The organism is Comamonas sp. HJ-2, assembly GCF_053615495.1.
On record NZ_JBSIFD010000026.1, the window covers coordinates 40,574 to 57,969 of the forward strand.

Annotated in this window: 17 protein-coding genes; 8 read left to right on the plus strand and 9 right to left on the minus strand. The window is 62.3% G+C overall.

Annotated elements, in window-relative coordinates:
• Positions 1 to 15: 15 nt before the first annotated feature.
• Entirely contained in the window at positions 16 to 1,935 is a 1,920-nt protein-coding gene (locus ACWGXF_RS19850) for an FAD-binding monooxygenase (RefSeq protein WP_452102396.1), read from the minus strand.
• 136 nt (positions 1,936 to 2,071) lie between these two features.
• Here ACWGXF_RS19850 and ACWGXF_RS19855 point away from each other — a divergent pair, with 136 nt between their 5' ends.
• Positions 2,072 to 2,590, plus strand: coding sequence for a MarR family winged helix-turn-helix transcriptional regulator (locus ACWGXF_RS19855; RefSeq protein ID WP_034407124.1), 519 nt, complete (start codon positions 2,072 to 2,074; stop codon positions 2,588 to 2,590).
• 97 nt (positions 2,591 to 2,687) lie between these two features.
• On the opposite strand, the gene phnX is transcribed toward ACWGXF_RS19855, so the two are convergent.
• The 5 genes from phnX to phnD form a co-directional block, all read right to left on the minus strand.
• Complete coding sequence (gene phnX / locus ACWGXF_RS19860) at positions 2,688 to 3,551, minus strand: phosphonoacetaldehyde hydrolase (protein ID WP_452102397.1); 864 nt, start codon at positions 3,549 to 3,551, stop codon at positions 2,688 to 2,690.
• Positions 3,552 to 3,612: 61 nt separating this feature from the next.
• Positions 3,613 to 4,701, minus strand: coding sequence for an iron-containing alcohol dehydrogenase PsrA (gene psrA, locus ACWGXF_RS19865; RefSeq protein ID WP_041744616.1), 1,089 nt, complete (start codon positions 4,699 to 4,701; stop codon positions 3,613 to 3,615).
• Between the two features lie 119 nt (positions 4,702 to 4,820).
• Complete coding sequence (gene phnE / locus ACWGXF_RS19870) at positions 4,821 to 5,657, minus strand: phosphonate ABC transporter, permease protein PhnE (RefSeq protein ID WP_003063616.1); 837 nt, start codon at positions 5,655 to 5,657, stop codon at positions 4,821 to 4,823.
• The gene (gene phnC / locus ACWGXF_RS19875) at positions 5,654 to 6,499 is read right to left on the minus strand and encodes a phosphonate ABC transporter ATP-binding protein (RefSeq protein WP_452102398.1); all 846 of its coding nucleotides are present in this window, start codon (positions 6,497 to 6,499) and stop codon (positions 5,654 to 5,656) included. Before phnC ends, phnE begins: the two co-directional genes overlap by 4 nt.
• Positions 6,496 to 7,371: a phosphonate ABC transporter substrate-binding protein gene (gene phnD, locus ACWGXF_RS19880; protein ID WP_057092829.1), complete on the minus strand. Its 876-nt coding sequence runs from the start codon at positions 7,369 to 7,371 to the stop codon at positions 6,496 to 6,498. Before phnD ends, phnC begins: the two co-directional genes overlap by 4 nt.
• A gap of 169 nt (positions 7,372 to 7,540) precedes the next feature.
• Here phnD and ACWGXF_RS19885 point away from each other — a divergent pair, with 169 nt between their 5' ends.
• Complete coding sequence (locus ACWGXF_RS19885; protein WP_003063623.1) at positions 7,541 to 8,473, plus strand: LysR substrate-binding domain-containing protein; 933 nt, start codon at positions 7,541 to 7,543, stop codon at positions 8,471 to 8,473.
• Positions 8,474 to 8,625: 152 nt separating this feature from the next.
• Positions 8,626 to 9,606, plus strand: coding sequence for a Bug family tripartite tricarboxylate transporter substrate binding protein (locus tag ACWGXF_RS19890; protein ID WP_012839276.1), 981 nt, complete (start codon positions 8,626 to 8,628; stop codon positions 9,604 to 9,606).
• Between the two features lie 119 nt (positions 9,607 to 9,725).
• On the opposite strand, the gene ACWGXF_RS19895 is transcribed toward ACWGXF_RS19890, so the two are convergent.
• Complete coding sequence (locus ACWGXF_RS19895) at positions 9,726 to 10,883, minus strand: PA0069 family radical SAM protein (protein WP_256631004.1); 1,158 nt, start codon at positions 10,881 to 10,883, stop codon at positions 9,726 to 9,728.
• A 354-nt stretch (positions 10,884 to 11,237) separates the two neighbouring features.
• Here ACWGXF_RS19895 and rnk point away from each other — a divergent pair, with 354 nt between their 5' ends.
• Complete coding sequence (rnk, locus tag ACWGXF_RS19900; protein ID WP_003063629.1) at positions 11,238 to 11,645, plus strand: nucleoside diphosphate kinase regulator; 408 nt, start codon at positions 11,238 to 11,240, stop codon at positions 11,643 to 11,645.
• A gap of 62 nt (positions 11,646 to 11,707) precedes the next feature.
• Here the strand turns inward: rnk and ACWGXF_RS19905 are convergent, their stop codons facing one another.
• The gene (locus ACWGXF_RS19905; protein ID WP_039050678.1) at positions 11,708 to 12,880 is read right to left on the minus strand and encodes an acyltransferase family protein; all 1,173 of its coding nucleotides are present in this window, start codon (positions 12,878 to 12,880) and stop codon (positions 11,708 to 11,710) included.
• Positions 12,881 to 13,131: 251 nt separating this feature from the next.
• Between ACWGXF_RS19905 and ACWGXF_RS19910 the strand changes: the two genes are divergently transcribed.
• On the plus strand, positions 13,132 to 13,716 hold the full coding sequence (locus tag ACWGXF_RS19910) for a GbsR/MarR family transcriptional regulator (RefSeq protein WP_003053080.1): 585 nt from the start codon (positions 13,132 to 13,134) through the stop codon (positions 13,714 to 13,716).
• 10 nt (positions 13,717 to 13,726) lie between these two features.
• Here the strand turns inward: ACWGXF_RS19910 and ACWGXF_RS19915 are convergent, their stop codons facing one another.
• On the minus strand, positions 13,727 to 14,800 hold the full coding sequence (locus ACWGXF_RS19915) for an HTH-type transcriptional regulator GntR (RefSeq protein ID WP_054074651.1): 1,074 nt from the start codon (positions 14,798 to 14,800) through the stop codon (positions 13,727 to 13,729).
• A 182-nt stretch (positions 14,801 to 14,982) separates the two neighbouring features.
• On the opposite strand from ACWGXF_RS19915, the gene ACWGXF_RS19920 reads away from it, so the two are divergent.
• From ACWGXF_RS19920 to ACWGXF_RS19930, 3 genes are read left to right on the plus strand one after another with little or no spacing between them, the layout of a single operon-like run.
• Entirely contained in the window at positions 14,983 to 15,519 is a 537-nt protein-coding gene (locus ACWGXF_RS19920) for a gluconokinase (RefSeq protein WP_003065728.1), read from the plus strand.
• A 19-nt stretch (positions 15,520 to 15,538) separates the two neighbouring features.
• The gene (locus ACWGXF_RS19925; RefSeq protein WP_012839280.1) at positions 15,539 to 16,045 is read left to right on the plus strand and encodes a TRAP transporter small permease; all 507 of its coding nucleotides are present in this window, start codon (positions 15,539 to 15,541) and stop codon (positions 16,043 to 16,045) included.
• 10 nt (positions 16,046 to 16,055) lie between these two features.
• Positions 16,056 to 17,336 carry a TRAP transporter large permease gene (locus ACWGXF_RS19930; protein ID WP_012839281.1) on the plus strand — a complete coding sequence of 427 codons (1,281 nt, stop codon included), beginning with the start codon at positions 16,056 to 16,058 and terminating at the stop codon, positions 17,334 to 17,336.
• The last annotated feature ends 60 nt before the right edge of the window (positions 17,337 to 17,396 follow it).

The following is a 17,396-nucleotide window of genomic DNA, read 5'->3' on the forward strand; positions in this document are numbered from 1 at the left end:
TTAGGTCACGGGCTCTCAGGCCCGCATGAAAGACTCGAAATAGGCACTCAATGCAGCGTGGTCGCCCAGAGGCAGAACCTGGGCCACATACTGGTCGGGACGCACCACCACCAGAGCGCCCTGCTGGCGGTCGATGCCGCGCAGCTCGAAGATGTCCTGACCGGCATTCTTCAGATCGGGGCTGAACACCTTTTCATAGTCGATCATTCCCAGCTGGCCCTTGGGGGGCAGCAGCAAGGCAGGCAGCGTCTCCAGTGCCACCTCGGTATAGGCCTGCGGGAAGACGGCACGCAGATCGAAGATGCTGTCGATATCCTGGCCGGATGGCGTGAAGCGGCGCAGCGGCGATGCGGCATCGCTCTCCAGGAAGCGACACAGCGCCAGCAGGCCGGACTCGGGCTGCGCCAGGTCGTTCTGACCTGCAAACGCATACAGGCGCCAGCGGCCATCAGCCTTGCCGCAGTGACCCAGCTGCAAGGGCTTGGCGTCGGAGACGCGCACCACCGGTGCGGAATGAAAACGCATGCCCACCGTGAAGCCGCTGGCCAGTGCCTGATGCGTGGCCTGCCCCGTCAGCAGCGAGGGCGCATAGTGCGTGCCCACGCCGGCCGTGAAGCGGCCGTGCTGCTCGAAATACTTCTGGAACTCCTTGGGGTCCACACCGCCCTGGCCGCCTTCCTTGGCCGGGTCGCTGAACATCTTGGCCCATTCGCGGTCGAAGTCGATTAGTTGCTGGGCCACGACCTGGCGCTCGGACGAATAGGTGTGCAGCAGCTCGGGCGCACATTGCTTGCGCAGCACGGCGGCCAGCTTCCAGCCCAGGTTGAAGCTGTCCTGCATGGAGAAATTCATGCCCTGACCGGCCTTGGGGCTGTGGGTGTGGCAGGCATCGCCGGCGATGAAGACGCGCGGCAGGGGCGAGTCCGGCGTGGCCACGGCATCGGTCACATCGTCATATTTGGCGCAGATGCGCTGGCCGATCTCGTACACCGACCACCAGGGCACGTTCTTGACTTCAAGCTTGTAGGGATGGAGCACGCGCTGGGCGGTTGCTATCAGTTGCTCCACCGTGATGTTGCGGCTGGCCACACGCTCGTCGGCATCGAGCTTGTCCATCTCCACATAAAAGCGCACCAGGTGACCGCCTTCGCGCGGGATGATGAGCACATTGCCCTGCTCGGACTGAATGGCCACCTTGTAGCGCACATCGGGGAAGTCCGTCACGGCCAGCACATCCATCACGCCCCAGGCCTGGTTGGCCGAGTCGCCGACCAGCTGACGGCCGATGGCGCGGCGCACATTGCTGCGCGCGCCGTCGCAGCCCACCACATAGCGGGCCTGCACGGTTTCGATCTGACCGGCATGGGCGGCGTCGCATCGCTCCAGCGTCACGGTGACCGGATAGTCGGCAGCGCCGTGGTCGACCTTCACATCCAGCACTCGGCGGGCGTAGTGCGGCTGCAGACGGCTGGGCGAGTTGCTCATGCGCTCCAGATAGTGGTCGTGCACGCGCGCCTGGTTCAGGATGACGTGAGGGAACTCGGACAGACCGTCTTCCGTATCCTGCACGCGGCCATGGCGGGCGATCCGGCCAGGCTGGGCAGGATCGGGCTTCCAGAAGGTGACGTCGTTGATCCAGCAGGCCTCCTTGAGTATGGAGTCGGCGAACTCGAAGGCCTCGAACATCTCCATGGTGCGGCAGGCAATGCCATCGGCCTGGCCCAGCTCCATGGGGCCTTCCTTTTGTTCCACGATGCAGGTTCGGATATCGGGGAAGGCCGCCAGTTGCGCGGCCAGCGTCAGGCCGGCAGGGCCGCAGCCCACGATCAGCACATCGACCTGCGAGGGCACGGTCTCGGTATGGGCAGGGGCCAGCGGCGAAGCTGGAGCGATCAAGGGGTTGCCAGGACGAAAACCGTTCAAATGAAACTGCATGGAGGCCTCAAGTTCTTCAAGTGCGCAGACGCCAGTGTCTGCCCAATCAGTCCGCACACAAATAGTATGTATGCATACCAAATGCATGCATCGTATTATTCGAAACTTGAAATGCCAACCCCACCTAGGGAAAACCATGATTAACTCTGCACTGCCAAACGTTGCCTCAGACAGCGCCAGCAGCCACCCCATCTTTCCACGCCTGGAGGTGGAAACCTTTCCCGGCCACGGCATACGCCGCCTGCAACAGGTGGCAGTGGCCGTGTTCAGCCAGGCCACCGAAGCCTGGGGCGTGACGCCTCTGCAATTTGCCGTGCTACAAAAACTGGTGCATCTGCCAGGCATAGACCAGCGCACGCTGAGCATGGAAGTGGGCTTTGACAAATCCACCATCGGCGGCGTGATCGACCGCCTGGAAGCACGCGGTCTGCTGTTGCGCCAGCACACGGCCAAGGATCGCCGCGTGCGTCTGCTGTCCCTGACGCCCGAGGGCCAGGCCCTGCTGGCGGATGCCGGCCCCTCCGTGCTGCAAGCCCAGCAGCAGATGCTGGACCCGCTGAGCGAGACCGAGCGCGAACTCTTCACACAGCTGATGCGCAAGGTCATCGAGCACCACGAGCAGCTCGATCCCGAGGCGCAGACACCCGCAGGCTGAGCCCCAACTGCATAAAAAAGCCCCGGGCCGTCAGGCCTGGGGCTTGGCTTATCAGGGCCGGGCTTGCGACCGGGTCTGCAAGCTCCAGAACCGAGTCCTAGAACGGCATTTTTCCGGCACGCATCTCGGCCGCGATCTGCACCAGCACGGCCGGCAGATCGGCCACGCTGCGCACCACGTAATGGGCACCGGCCTTTTTGAGCTTGGCTTCGGCCACGGCGACACGGGCCTCGACCTCTTGCTCGGGCGCCCTGGCAAACTCCTCCACGCTATAGCCGACCTCGTTGCCCGACAGGCTCAGGCCCACGGTCCACATGCCTGCGCGCAGACCCTCCTCGATGCCGGGCACGGTGTCGTCCACCTTGACGCAGGCACGCACATCGCCAATGCCCAGCGCCAGCACATTGGCCAGTGCCATGAAGGGCCCGGGGCGGCCACCGGCCTCCAGCTCGTCGCCGGCCACCACATAGTCGGGCTTGAGGCCTGCGCCTTCGGCCTGAGGCAGCAACTGGTTGAGCACTTCGCGCGGGTAACCCGAGCATGAGCCGACCTTGAGACCATGGTCCCGCAACCATTGCAGCGTCTGCACAGCGCCTGCTATGGGGGCCGAGAACTCGCCCACCTTGGCAATCTGCAGCGGCATGAAGCGCGCGTAGATGGCATCCACATCCTCGTTGGTCGGCGTCCGGCCAAAAGCGCTCTGCCATTGCGCGGCAATGCTTTCATCCTGCAGCAACTGGTGGATATGGTCCCATTTGGACAGGCCCATGGGGCCGCGTGCCTGCACCAGCGTGATGCTGATGCCGAAGCTGGCAAAGGCTTCGACAAAGATTTGCGTGGGTGCGAGCGAACCAAAGTCCACCAGCGTGCCGGCCCAGTCGAAGATGACGGCTTGCAGCGGTGACAGGTCGGCAGAGGGCTGGGACAGGACCAGGGTTTCGGCTTGAGCGATGGAGTTCATGATTTTTTTCAGTGGTGACTTCAACAGGATGGAAAGCGGGAACGTGATCGGGTTGCAGGACTCAGCTCAGAGAGCGTATGAAGTTGCGACCGCGCGGACCGCTCGCGGCTTTCTGCACCATGGCGCTCCAGGCCTCGGGCGGCACGCCGTAGTGGGCTGGATCGGTGGCAACGCCCAGCCCTTGCAGAATGCTGCGCAGACGCTCGACGGCCGCTGCAGGCGTGCCGGCATCAAAGATGGAGAGCAAGGCGGCATCGGCCACCGCATCTGCGCCCAGCGCCATCTCCAGCACCAGGGGCAAGCTGAACGAGCAGGCCAGGCCGTGCGGCACGCCATGCTGCAGCGTGATGTCGTAGGACAGCGAATGCGCGAGTGCGGTCTTGGTGTTGGAAAAAGCCAGGCCGGCCATCAGCGCGGCTTCGGCCATCTCGCTGCGCAGCTGTGGGTTATCCAGATCCTGCATCAGGGCGGGCAACGTGGCCAGGGTGCGGCGCGCCGACTGCACGGCCAGCGCCATGGAGACCGGGTTGCGGTTCACGTTCCAGATGGATTCCAGCGCATGCGACAGCGCATCCAGCCCCGAGGCCAGCGTGGCGCCGGCCGGCAGGCTGGTCATCAGCTCGGCATCGATGACCGCGGCCTCGGGCCAGGTGCAGGACTGGTGCAGCGAATACTTCTGGCCGGCGGCCTGATCCCAGATCGTGGCCCAGGGCGTGACTTCGCTGCCCGTGCCGGCAGTGGTGGGGATGGCGATCAGGGCCTTGTGCCCTCCCGCCCCCAACTGGCCACCCTGCTTGAGCAGCGCCAGCAGATCGGCAAAACGGCCGCCGGGCGTATGGCAGATCAAGGCCTTGGCCGAGTCGATGGCGCTGCCGCCCCCCAGGGCCACGATCACGGGCACCTCGGCATGGTCACGCTGCACCTGCTCGTACAGCGGCGCCAGCCACTGCACATCGGGATTGGGGGCAATGCTGTCGATCACGCCGCGAAGCTGCGCTCCCAGCAGCTGGCGCATGCGCTGCACCAGGCCCAGACTTTCGGCCTCGGGAAAGGTGACCAGCAGGCAGCTGCGCCCGGCCAGCAAGGCCGGCAGCTGATCGAGACTGTTGCGACCCACGCTGATATGCACGGGGTTGTGATAGGTCCACACGAGAAAGCCTTTTGACATTTTTTGAACGAAATCAGCCCTTGGCGCTTATGTACCAAGCGCTGATAGCTCATATTTTTGATGGTTCAAGCACTGCGGCACACACCGGCACCGCAGCGAGATCAGTGACGAGTGCCCTGCTGTATGCGGCTGCGCAGCCAGTTCGATGCCATGTCGGCGGCAATCACCATCACCGTGATGACAATGATGCAGGTCGCGGTCTCCTGGTAGCGGAACAGCTTGAGGCTGCTGACCAGCTCGAAGCCCAGACCGCCCGCGCCCACCATGCCCAGCACGGTGGCCGAACGCAGATTGACTTCGAAGCGGTAGAGCACCACGGCAATCCAGGCGGTGATGACCTGGGGCACCACGCCGAAGGCGATGATCTGCAGCTGGCTGGCACCGGCGCTGCGCAAGGCCTGCAGCGGGCCGTCGTCGATCTCCTCGATGGCTTCGGCAAAGAACTTGGCCAGCATGCCCATGCCGTGCAGGGCCAGGGCCAGCACGCCGGGGAAGGGGCCCAGGCCCACGGCCGAGACAAATACCAGCGCCAGAATCAGCTCGTTGATGCTGCGGATCACATTGAGAAACTGGCGCGTGATGCGACGCAGCCAGTGCCAGCCGTGCAGATTGCTGGCGGCAATGAAAGACAAAGGCAGGGCCAGAATCACGCTCAGCAACGTGCCCCAGATGGCGATCTGTATCGTCTCCAGCGCCGGTGCCCACAGGCGCGGCAGCATGCTCCAGTCCGGCGGCACCGAGCGTGATAGAAAGTCGCCAATCTGCGGCATGCCGCCCGCCAGCTCGCTCCAGCTCATCTGCGCGCCCGCAGCACTCCAGTGCAGCACCCAGCCGATGGCCAAGGCCATTGCGGCATAGCCCAGCCAGCCGCCAGTGCTTTCGGGGCGCCCCGCCGTCCATTGCCAACGATCGGTCTGTTTCAAGCTCTGGCTGTTCATTGCAGACCTCCTGCGGCAGTGGCTGGCGACATCGCCCCGGGCAGCCAGTTGCCGACTGCGGTGCTGCTGAGATGCAGCGCAGCGCCCTGGTCTGCCGCATGTCCGGCGGGCTGAGGCTCGCCGCTGTAGATGGCGTTGAGCGCAGCCTCGTCCAACATCGCCGGTACGCCGTCAAACACCATGCGCCCTTGCGACAGGCCGACGATGCGATCGCCAAACTCCCGGGCGTAATCAACCTGGTGCAGATTGCAGACCACGGCAATGCCCAGCTCGCGCGTGGCATCGCGCAGATACTGCAGCACGCTGCGCGCGGTCTTGGGATCCAGGCTGGCCACGGGCTCGTCGGCCAGAATCAGCTGCGGCTGCTGCGCCAAGGCACGGGCAATGCCCACGCGCTGCATCTGCCCGCCAGAGAGCGCTTCGGTGCGCTCATCGGCCTTGTGGGCCAGGCCCACACGCTGCAGGCAGGCATCGGCCAGTGCGATATCGCTTTGCTTGAACAACTGCAGCACCGAGGCCAGCGTGCCGACCTGACCCAGCCGCCCCGTGAGCACGTTCTTGCGCACCGACAGGCGCTGCACCAGGTTGTGGTGCTGAAAGACCATGGCCACATGGCGGGCCAACTCGCGGCGCGAGTGCCTGCGCATCAGGTCGATGCCGCCCACCTGCAGCTGGCCGCTGTCGGGCTGATTCAGCCCGTTCATGCAGCGCAACAAGGTGGACTTGCCGGCACCCGACAGACCTAACATCACCACGAACTCGCCGGCCTTCACATCCATGTCTATGCCATTCAGCACATGGTTGCTGCCATAGCTTTTGCGCAGATTGCGGATGCTGATCATTTCATCTTCCCGAGGTCCAGATTCAGCGCCTTGGCAGTCTGGCGCACCACGTCGTAGGCCTGATCGCTGGTGGGCGCAAAACCGTTGAGCTCGCCACGGTCGCCCCAGGGTAGGCCCTTGATCTCGGCCAGTGCCGCAGCCACTTTCTTCTTGGTGGCTTCGTCCAGATTCTTGCGCCAGGCCATGGGCGACTCGGGGATGTCCTTGGAGCGCCAGATGACCTGGAAATCCTCGGCCTTCACATGGCCCTTGGCCACCGCCGTCTGGAAGATGGGATCGGCCACGGCCGCCGCATCCACCTTGCCGTTGGCCACGGCCATGATGCTGGCGTCATGCGAGCCCGAGAAGATCACGCGGGAGAAATACTTGTCGGTATCGATGCCCTCGCCCTTGAGGCCGGCCTTGGGAAACAGATGGCCCGATGCCGAGCTGGGATCGACAAAGGCAAAGGTCTTGCCCTGCAACTGGGGCACGGTGCCCAGGCCCTTGTCCTTTTTGCTGATGATGATGCTGTTGTACGAGCTCTTGCCGGACTTCTTGGCCACGGGAATGGCAAAGGCCTCGGCATTTGCCAGCTGGCTGGCCAGCACATAGGAGAAGGGCCCGAAGTAGGCCACGTCGATCTTGCCCGAGCGCATGGCTTCGATCACGCCGTTGTAGTCGTTGGCCACAAAGGGCTTGATCTTCAGCCCGGTCTTGGCGGCCAGCTGGTCCATGACCTGCTGGCTGGCGCGCATCATGGCCTGGGCATCCTCGGAAGGGATCAGGCCCACGCGCAGCTCGGTGGGTTGCTGCGCCATGACGCCGGTGGTGGCGGCCAGGGCCAGGCTGGCGGCTGCGGCCTTCAACCAGGTGTTGCGGGTCATCGTCATGGATTTCATCCTTTGCAAGTGCGTCTGTAGAGTGCGGCTTGGCTGCCGCCATCGCACCGTCACTGCAGTGCGTTGACGCAAATATTAGGGACGACATATGACTGTCATGTGAAGGTTTCAGAATCAGTTTTGACAGCTTCCATAGATCAAACCTTGAGATGAAACCTGCATGAGCACCGCCCGATATCGAGCCTTTATCGCCGTGGCCCAGCAAGGCAGCCTGAGCGCGGCGGCCCGCGCCCTGGGCGTCAGCCAGCCCACGGTCTCCAGCCAGATCGCTACGCTGGAGCGGCAAAGCCAGATCGAGCTCTTCCATCGCCAGGGCTATCGCATGACGCTCACCGGCGCCGGCCACAAGCTCATGACGCTGGCACAGAAGCTGCTAGCACTGGAGGCTGAAACAGAATTCTTTTTGCGTGACTCGGGCCAGCTCAACCAGGGCGAGCTCAAGATCGGCGCCGTGGGGCCGTTTCACGTGATCGAGATGGTGGCGGCCTACAGCGCCCGCCATCCCGGCATGAAGCTGTCGATTCGCATGGGCAACTCGCAGCAGGTGCTGCACGATCTGGAGAACTACACCACCGATGTGGCGGTGCTAGCCGGTCTCTATGACAGGCCCGAGCTGCTGGTGCGCGAATACGCGCGTCACGCCATCATTCTGTTTGCCCATATCGACCATCCGCTGGCAAGGCGCGAGCAAGTCGAGTTGGGCGAGCTGCACGGCCTGCCGCTCTTGCTTCGTGAGCAAGGCTCGACCACGCGCACCGCTATCGAGAAAGCGCTGCAGGCAGCCGGCGTGAAGCCCCGCACCCAGCTGGAGATCGGCAGCCGCGAAGCCATACGCGAGGCCGTGGCGCGCGGCCTGGGCATCGGCGCCGTGTCCGAAGCCGAATTCATCGCCGACCCGCGCTTCAGGCCCGTGCGCATTGCCGGCGACCCGGCCAGCACCACCACCTATGTCTATTGCATGAAGGAGCGCAGCGAAAGTCTGCTGGTGCGCTCCTTCCTCAAGGCCATTGAAGGCAGCGCGGCTCCCAATCTGCCTGTACTACTGACCGCTCCAAAACCCTTGATCGCTCCAACGGCCAAGAAGCTGGCGTAATTCGTCAAACCCTCTGCTCCCCTTGCGCCGAGAATTTTTTGACAGTGCTGCCCGGGCACCTCGGCCAGAACTCTCTCGCCGGGACAGTGCGGCGGCCCGTTGCGCTGGCACAGCGGTGGCTGCCGGACAGTCAAAAAACAGAGGAGACAATGATGAAACAAACCATGCTCTGGAGGGCCGTTGCTCTGGCAACCGGCCTGAGCCTGAGTGCAGCGGCCATGGCGCAGCAAGCGCCCTGGCCCGTCAAGCCCATACGCCTGGTGGTCGGCGGCCCGGCCGGCGGCAATGCTGACTCGCTGGCACGCCTGTTGGCCGACGGCATGCAAAAGCAGCTGGGCAAGCCCGTGATTGTCGAATCCAAGCCCGGAGCGGCCGGCGTGCTGGCCGTCAACGACCTGCTCGCCAACGGCAAGGACGCCCACACCTTCTTGCTGATCCAGGGCGGCATAGTCAGCGAGACGCCGCTGGCCTACAAAGTCAGCTATCAGCCCTTCAAGGATCTGAAACCTCTGGCCCAGCTCAGCCGCAACGGTCTGGTGCTGATTGCCAACAAGGACTTCCCGGCCAGCAATCTGCAGCAACTCGGCGACTACGGCAAAAAGCAGGCCGACGGACTGGACTTTGCCTCGTATGCCACAGGCATGCGCGGCCATACCTCGGGCATGCTGCTGGGGCAGTTGCTCAATATCAAGATGAAGCACCTGGGCTACAAGGGCTCCCCTCCGGCACTCAGCGACCTGATGGGCGGCCATGTGCCGCTGATGATGGACGGGCTCACCACCGCCCTGCCGCTGATCAAGGCCGGCAAGGTCAAGCCGCTGGCCGTGAACTACCCTACGCGCATGGTCCAACTGCCCGATGTGCCCACTTTCAAGGAACTGGGCTACCCGCAACTGTCCGAAGTAAGCTGGTTCGGCGTCTGGTCGCGCCCGGATATCCCTGCCGATGTGCAGGCCAGGGTCAGAGAGATCGCGCTGCAGTATTTCAAGCAGCCCCAGGTCGAGGCCAGGCTCAGGGACATGGGCATGGAGTCGGGCACCGACGCGACCCCGGAAGCGCTGATGAACGAACTGCAGAAGGCCTATCAGCGCCAGCAGGCCTTGCTCAAGTCCATTGATTACCAAGCTCAGTAAACAGTTCAGGCGCCCAAAAGGCCGGAGTCATGCCAGATTCCGGCTTCTTGCAACCGGGTAGCTGCAGCTTGCTGCGTCGACCCGTTCCGAGTCGGCACGCAACGGACTGAGACGAAACATCAGAAAAGACTTTGCTGCGGCGACAGCAAGGAATGATGGTACTGATCGCAGTCCAGTTGCACGCGCTCACGATTCAGCCCAAGCTTGCGGCAGGCCAGTGCAAAGCGTTGCGCCAGCATATCGGCCCAGGCGCCCGTTCCCTTCATGCGCTGGCCAAACATGCTGTTGTAGACCTTGCCGTCGGCTCTGCCCGCTTCGCTGATCCCATGCAGATCCCGCACCCGCTCCATCACGCGTTGGGCACGCTCGGGATAGTGCAGCGTCAGCCATTCATTGAACAGCGGAGCCACTTCCCACGGCAGACGCAGCACTGCATAAAAAGCCTGTCTTGCACCGGCCTCGCTGGCTGCGGCCAGCACCTGCTCCATATCGTCGTTCAGGAACGGAATCTGCGGCGCCAGGCTGACGCCTACGGGTATACCTGCCTCGCTCAGGGTCCGAAGCATGCGCAGCCGCCGATGCGGTGCGGCGGCGCGTGGTTCCAGCTGCCGGGCCAGCTCGGGCTGCAAGGTGGTCAGCGTCACATAAACGGCCACCAGATGCTGCTGTGCCAGCGGCACCAGCAAATCAAGGTCGCGCTCGATGCCGCTGCCCTTGGTGACGATGGAAAACGGATGCCTGGCCTGCGCCAGGACCTCTATCACGCGGCGCGTCAACCCGACTTCGCGCTCCACAGGCTGGTAGCAGTCCGTGACCGAGCCGAGCATGATGGGGGCCGCCACATGGCTGGACCGGGATAACTCGGCGCGCAGCACCTCGGGCAGGTTCTGCTTGGCAATCAGCCGGGTTTCGAAATCAAGACCCGGCGAATAGCCCAGATAGCCATGCGTGGGCCGGGCATAGCAATAGATGCATCCGTGCTCGCATCCTCTATAGGGATTGAGCCCCAGATGAAAAGGCAGATCCGGCGATTCGTGGCGGCTCAGGGCTGATTTAGCCCGCTCCCACTCCAGATGGGTGCACCAGGTCTTGACCTCCTCACCCTCTTCGCTTCCTTCATCCTGTTCGGACTTGCCCCAGCCGTCATCGAAACCCTGGCGCAGCTCCCGTGCAAACCGGTGCGTGATCTGGCTGGCAGCCCCTCGCCCCTTGATGAGCCGCACCGGCACATCGGTCCGAATGGATTCCAGTCCAGAGGATGAGGAAAGTTTCTTCATAAAACAACTGTACATAAATACAGTTATTCATTGCAAGAAATGGGCACTGACCATGGCTGCATCCCGGTCAATACGGTGAGGGTTGATTGAGTCAGATCTGGATGAAAAATGACTGCGCCCACTGCTCTACAGGCTTAGCACGCTCCATTAACTAGAGCAAGTTCAAAGTCAATCCGCACTCAGTGAGTGCGAGATGGCTTGGCAGTTTGCGATTCAGCGCCGACAATCCCTTCAATGCACCAAGTTGGTGCCTTTCACTGAATGCCTTGGCCCGGACAACACCGTTGCCCGGGCTTTTGTCCGTTTGCGCAACGCCAAAGCGCCAACCACACCATCTCGCAAGGGAGTTACTACATGGAGCGCAAGCCCAATATCACTCTGTCCTCCTTGGACCTGGATCGCATTGAATCGCTGCTGGAAAAGAACAACAGCCAGTTCCCCGGCCGTGATGCACTGGAGGCGGAGCTGGACCGCGCGGATGTACTCGACCCCGCAGAAATACCCGCCAACGTGGTGACGATGAACTCCACCGTGCGCTTCACCATTCTCGAGATCGCCAAGACCAATACGCTGACACTGGTCTACCCCAAGGATATGGATGGCAGCGCCGACAAGGTCTCCATCTTTGCGCCGGTAGGCATCGCCCTGCTGGGCCTGTCAGTGGGCGATGAGTTCAAGATGCCCAGCCCTACCGGCCAGGTAACCGTGCGTGTGGATGCCATCGAGTTCCAGCCCGAAAGCGCGGGCGAGCTCCATCGCTGAACCGGCTCACCCAACAAAAAAGCAGCTCACCGGAGCTGCTTTTTTTGTTGCCTGGATCAGACTCAGCGCAAGCCGGCCAGCATGGTGGTCAGCAGACCCGCGCCGATCAGGCCTGCCTGCCAGCGCAGGGCCTGACTCCAGGACGAAACATGGCGCTCCACCAGTTGATACAGCGCGTAGCCGGCAGTCAGTGAAAGCACAAAGGCAAACGGGATGCCCACCACGGCGGCGGTGACCGAACCGTGCCAGAAATGGTTGACCACTGCGTTGACCAGCAGGCAGATGGAAAAGTGAATCAGAAATACCGAGTAGGAAATCTCTCCCAGGCGACGCAGCGGCGCAAAACCCTGCCAGCGGGCAATGACCTCGGTACGCATGCAAACGATCAGCAGCATCGCGGTCACGCCGGCGAGAAAAATGCGGTCACGCCACTCATAGACCAGTGCGCCGATGATCAGAGCCGCAATCAGCATGCCCCAGCTCCAGGCCGTCAGGCGCTTGTCTGCCGCCACCGCCCAGAAGGCCATCATGCCGATGCCATAGGCACCCATGAAATAAATCGCCCAGACATCCAGGTCTGCATCGAGATTGAAGCTCAGCAGCGAAGCTGCCGTCCCCACGACCACCAGCCCCTGCATGCCAGTCACAGCCCAGGGCCACCAGCGCTTCATGGCCGTATCGCCCCAGCGTTTCAGCGCCCATTGCTGCAGCCAGCGCACTCCGGCCAGCAGCAGCACGGTCGCGGCGAACAGCTGAAAGTCTATGGACACATACCAGACGCCAGCCGACAGTGACTCCTCGCCCACAATGCCCTGCAGCAGCAAGGCATGGGCCATGAGCTGCCATAGATCGGGGTCGGCGGACACGGACTCGTGATCGAACCAGGGACGAATCGCCGCAGACACCACGATCGTCACCACCAGTGCCACGGCATAAGGCACGACCAGACGCACAAAGCGCTTGCCAATCTTGGACCAGGGTGAATCAAACCGCGCCAGACCCATGGGAGCCAGGCTGGCTGCAGCCAGAAAACCGCCGATCACCAGAAAGATCTGCACGGCCATACGGGCGTACTCATAGAGCCAGTCCAGCAGGTCGGGCATGACAGGGTGAGCAACATCGGACATGGGGCCGTAGAAAGCCAGGTGATGCCAGACGATGGCAGCACAAGCCAGCCCCTTGGTACAGTCGATCAGGGCACTGCGGGAATGAGAGGAAATAGAACTTTGAACCATCAGATCACGGCCGCCCGCAGCCCATGGGCTGCCCGGCAGCAGGGTGAGTTTGCCCGGCAACAGGCAACGTAAAGAAGCCGACTTAAAACAGGATGGCGATTTTGCGCCGATTCCCAACAATTTGCTGACAGCGTTGCAAGTTTTACGAAACATATCTGCGCGGGCTTCATGCGCCAAGCATGAACAAAACCAGAGCGATTGCACTCCGGCTTGATTTCCCTGCCCCACTGAGAACCCCGGGCAAAGGCACAATGGAGGCCATGACGCAAGCCAAACCACTGTCGGAGCTGAGCCGACAATTTGTTTCGCATTTCGGCGAGATGGGCAGCCGCTGGGGCATCAATCGCACCGTGGGGCAGATCTATGCCCTGCTGTTCATTTCGCCCGAGCCGCTGAACGCAGACCAGATTGCCGACACGCTGGAATTCTCGCGCTCCAATGTGAGCATGGGGCTCAAGGAGCTGCAGGCCTGGCGGCTGGTTCAGTTGCGTCACCAGCCCGGCGACCGGCGCGAATACTTCCAGGCACCCGAGGATGTCTGGGAAATCTTCAAGCGACTGGCCGAAGAGCGCCGCCGCCGCGAGATCGAGCCCACGCAGTCCATGCTGCGTGCCGCCATGATGGAAGAAGCCAGTACCGACGAAGAACGTTACGCCCAGCAACGCATGCGCGATATGCACGAGCTCATCGACAAGCTGATGAGCTGGTTTGACGATGTTCAGCGTCTGTCTCCCGAGACCGCCATGCAGCTCATGGGCATGGGCTCCGCCGTGACCCGACTGCTGGACCTCAAAGACAAGATTACCGGGCGAGGCAAGTCAGGCTCGGAAGCCTGACGCCGACAACTCAGGTGCTGGCCCTGGGCACCAGCCTGAAGCCCAGATCCACGCTGGCCTCTCTGACGGTGTCCCCTGCCAGCAACTGCAGCAGCATGCTGGCAGCTTTTCTGCCCACTTCATCCCTGGGTGTATGGATGGTGGTCAGAGGCGGCACCATCTGATCACTGCCAGGCAGATCGTTGAACCCGGCGATCGCCACCTGCTCCGGCACCTTGACCCCCATGCGATTGGCCTCCAGCAATGCGCCTTGTGCAATGTCGTCATTGCAGAAAAAGATGGCATCCACCGTAGTCCGCGCCTTGAGAAGTGTCTCAAACTGCCTTGCACCCAGCGCCAGCGATGAACGCTCGGGATTGAGAATCTCCAGGCTCCGGTCATACAGGCCGGCCTGTTTGAGCACCTGCCGATAACCTTCCAGGCGCTGCATGACACGCGCGTCGAGCTGGGCTCCGCAAAATGCGATGCGTCTGTATCCCTTGTCCAGCAGATGACGGGTCATTTCAGCGCCAGCTGCAATCTGAGAAAAACCTACGCTGTAGCAATCGGGGCCCGTGCCGGGCTCGCGCAACTCCATGAGATGCACGCGCGGCACGGGATTGGCAGCCAATAATTTCCGCGACTCTTCGCTGTGATCAAACCCGGTCAGCAACAGCCCGGCAGGTCGCATGGGCAGATAGGCCCGCAGCAACTGCTCTTCCTCCGCAGGGTCGTAGTGGGTCACGCCGATCAGCATGTGATAGCCCTGGGCAAACAGCACCTTGTGCACAGCCTCCAGGACCTCCACAAACAAGGTGTTGGAGAGCATGGGTACCAGTACCAGCACCTGAGTGCTTTTTTGCGAGGCCAGTGCACGCGCTGCCAGATCGGGCACATAACCCAGAGAAGCCGCAACCTCGCGCACTTTGTCGACCAGGGCAGCAGCCACTCTACGCTCTCCGCGCAAGGCTCTGGAGACCGTCATCGGACTCACGCCCGCAGCCTGTGCCACATCGCTGAGGGTGACACGCCCGCTGGCACGAGATCGCCTTGAAGAAGCGCTGTCGGCCGGGGTTTCACTCTTGGTACGGGTCTCGGGAGGCAAGGGAATCTCCTAATCAGATGCCTGAAGTTTTTTGAGTATGATAGCGCTATCCGGACTTGAAATGAAGTCTGTAAAAGCAGCTTGATGAAAGCACTGACTTGCCTTCGACCAAGGTCTGAAGCCAATCTCAGAAAGCAGCAGGCTGCTCATTTTTTAACCACATCGGATAGCGCTATCCAAAAATGATTCAAAGCAAGATCCAGCCTCAGGGCACCATGTCGGCACTCGTCGTCATGGGTGTTTCCGGCTGCGGCAAATCGAGCGCAGGAGAAGCCATCGCCCGTCAACTGGGGTGGACCTTGGTGGAAGGCGACAGCTACCACTCCCCCCAGAGCGTGGCCAAGATGCAGGCCGGCATTGCCCTGACGGATGCCGACCGCGAAGGCTGGCTGGAACGCCTGGCGCAGCGACTGGCTCAGGCAGATGCCGAACACGGCCTGGTACTGACCTGCTCGGCGCTCAAGCGCAAGTACCGCGACCAGTTGCGCAGCGCCCAGCAGCTGGGTTTTGTGTTTCTCGATCTCGACTATGCCACGGCCCTGGAACGCGTCCAGACCCGACCCGGGCATTTCTTCTCACCCGACCTGGTGGCCAATCAGTTCACGACGCTGGAAGACCCGCGTCAGGAGCCCGATGTTCTGACCGTCAGCGCCACCATGAATCTCAACGACATCGCGCTCGCGGCCCGGCAATGGGCAAGGCGCGAATCCCAAGCATAAAGACAGCAGGAGACAGCCAATGTCTGAAGATCGCAAAGAGGCACAGGGCCGCAAGCCATGGCTCAAGCGCCTGGCCGAAGGCCTGATGGTGCTGGCCCTGGCCGGCATGGTGGTTGCCGTTTTCGTCAACGTGGTGCTGCGCTACGTTTTCCACACCAGCATCGTCTCCTATGAGGAGATCTCGCGCCTGCTGTTTGTGTGGCTGGTGGCCATCGGCGCCATCGTGGCGGCTTTCGAAGGCGCCCATCTGGGCTTCGACATGGTGACATCGCGGGTCGGCCCGATCACCCGCAAAGTCCTGTTCTGGGTCTCGCAACTGCTGATCGGCGCCTGCATGGCCCTGCTGCTGTGGGGCTCCTGGGAGCAGGTCGTTGCCGGCTGGAGCAGCTACAGCACCGTGCTGGGCTACCCCCTGGCTCTGGGCGCAGCGGCGACGCTGGTGCTGGCCATAGGCATGCTGCTGGTCGTGGTGCGCGACATGCTGCGCGGTACCCCGTCCGAATCTTCTGAAACCAGCGTGGAGTAAGGAGAGCGCAATGGTCGTTACCCTGATTTTTCTCGCCGTGCTGATAGGCGGCATGGTGATCGGCATGCCGATTGCGCATGCATTGATACTCACCGGTGTTGCACTGATGTGGCACCTGGACTTTTTCGACACCCAGCTGCTCGCGCAGAACCTGCAAGCCGGGTTCGACAATTTCCCGCTGCTGGCCGTGCCATTCTTCATCCTGGCAGGTGAGCTGATGAATGCCGGCGGCCTGTCGCGCCGCATCATCGATCTGGCCCGCGCCTTTGTCGGTCATATCCCGGGTGGCCTCGGTTACGTGGCCATCGGCGCAGCCGTGCTGCTGGCCTCGATGAGCGGATCGGCCATTGCCGACACCGCCGCGCTGGCCACCATCTTGCTGCCGATGATGCGCGACCAGAAGTATCCCGACAGCTACAGCGCCGGCCTGCTGGCGTCGGGCGGCATCATCGCCCCCATCATTCCGCCTTCGATGCCGTTCGTGATCTACGGCGTCACCACCAACACCTCCATCAGCAAGCTGTTTCTCTCGGGCGTCGTTCCCGGCCTGTTCATGGGCGGTTTTCTGATTGCCGCCTGGTGGTTCATCGCGCGCAAATACCAGCTGACCTCGGGTGAACGCGTGAGCTGGGGCCTGCGCCTCAAGGCACTGGCCAAGAGCTTCTGGGCCATGATGATGCCTGTCATCATTCTGGGTGGCCTCAAGGGCGGCGTCTTCACGCCGACAGAAGCCGCAGTGGTGGCCGCGGTCTACGCGCTGTTCGTGTCCATGGTGGTCTATCGGGAGATGAGCTGGAGCAGGCTCTACGAAGTCTTTCTGGGCGCATCCAAGACCACCGCCGTGGTGATGTTCCTCTGCGGAGCGGCCACTGTGACCGCCTACATGATCACGCTCGCCGACCTGCCCAATATGCTGGCCGACAGCTTCTCGGGTCTGCTGGATCAGCCCATGCTCTTCATGGCCGTGATGATGCTCTTCCTGCTCGTGGTCGGCACCGCCATGGATCTGACCCCGACCATTCTGATCTTCGGTCCGGTCTGCGCGCCGCTGGCCGTCAAGGCCGGCATCGATCCCGTGTACTTCGGCTTCATGTTCATCTATGTGGGCTGTATCGGCCTGATCACCCCTCCGGTGGGCACGGTGCAGAACGTGGTGGCCGGGGTCGGCAGGCTGCGCATGGAGACCGTGATCAAGGGCACGAATCCCTTCCTGATGGTTTATGTGCTGCTGGCCGTGCTCTTCGTGATCTTCCCTCAGCTGGTCACGGGTCCGCTCAAATGGATGCACTGAGAACGGCATTCCATTCATGAAAGCTCTTAAGTTCATAGCATGGTGCGCACTTCAGTCAAG

Excerpts from the sequence above, each read along its gene's own strand:
- ACWGXF_RS19850 (WP_452102396.1), bottom strand. The coding sequence starts at position 1,935 with ATGCAGTTTCATTTGAACGGTTTTCGTCCTGGCAACCCCTTGATCGCT.
- ACWGXF_RS19855 (WP_034407124.1), top strand. The coding sequence starts at position 2,072 with ATGATTAACTCTGCACTGCCAAACGTTGCCTCAGACAGCGCCAGCAGC.
- phnX (WP_452102397.1), bottom strand. The coding sequence starts at position 3,551 with ATGAACTCCATCGCTCAAGCCGAAACCCTGGTCCTGTCCCAGCCCTCT.
- phnE (WP_003063616.1), bottom strand. The coding sequence starts at position 5,657 with ATGAACAGCCAGAGCTTGAAACAGACCGATCGTTGGCAATGGACGGCG.
- phnC (WP_452102398.1), bottom strand. The coding sequence starts at position 6,499 with ATGATCAGCATCCGCAATCTGCGCAAAAGCTATGGCAGCAACCATGTG.
- phnD (WP_057092829.1), bottom strand. The coding sequence starts at position 7,371 with ATGACGATGACCCGCAACACCTGGTTGAAGGCCGCAGCCGCCAGCCTG.
- ACWGXF_RS19885 (WP_003063623.1), top strand. The coding sequence starts at position 7,541 with ATGAGCACCGCCCGATATCGAGCCTTTATCGCCGTGGCCCAGCAAGGC.
- ACWGXF_RS19890 (WP_012839276.1), top strand. The coding sequence starts at position 8,626 with ATGAAACAAACCATGCTCTGGAGGGCCGTTGCTCTGGCAACCGGCCTG.
- ACWGXF_RS19895 (WP_256631004.1), bottom strand. The coding sequence starts at position 10,883 with ATGAAGAAACTTTCCTCATCCTCTGGACTGGAATCCATTCGGACCGAT.
- rnk (WP_003063629.1), top strand. The coding sequence starts at position 11,238 with ATGGAGCGCAAGCCCAATATCACTCTGTCCTCCTTGGACCTGGATCGC.
- ACWGXF_RS19905 (WP_039050678.1), bottom strand. The coding sequence starts at position 12,880 with ATGGTTCAAAGTTCTATTTCCTCTCATTCCCGCAGTGCCCTGATCGAC.
- ACWGXF_RS19910 (WP_003053080.1), top strand. The coding sequence starts at position 13,132 with ATGGAGGCCATGACGCAAGCCAAACCACTGTCGGAGCTGAGCCGACAA.
- ACWGXF_RS19920 (WP_003065728.1), top strand. The coding sequence starts at position 14,983 with ATGATTCAAAGCAAGATCCAGCCTCAGGGCACCATGTCGGCACTCGTC.
- ACWGXF_RS19925 (WP_012839280.1), top strand. The coding sequence starts at position 15,539 with ATGTCTGAAGATCGCAAAGAGGCACAGGGCCGCAAGCCATGGCTCAAG.
- ACWGXF_RS19930 (WP_012839281.1), top strand. The coding sequence starts at position 16,056 with ATGGTCGTTACCCTGATTTTTCTCGCCGTGCTGATAGGCGGCATGGTG.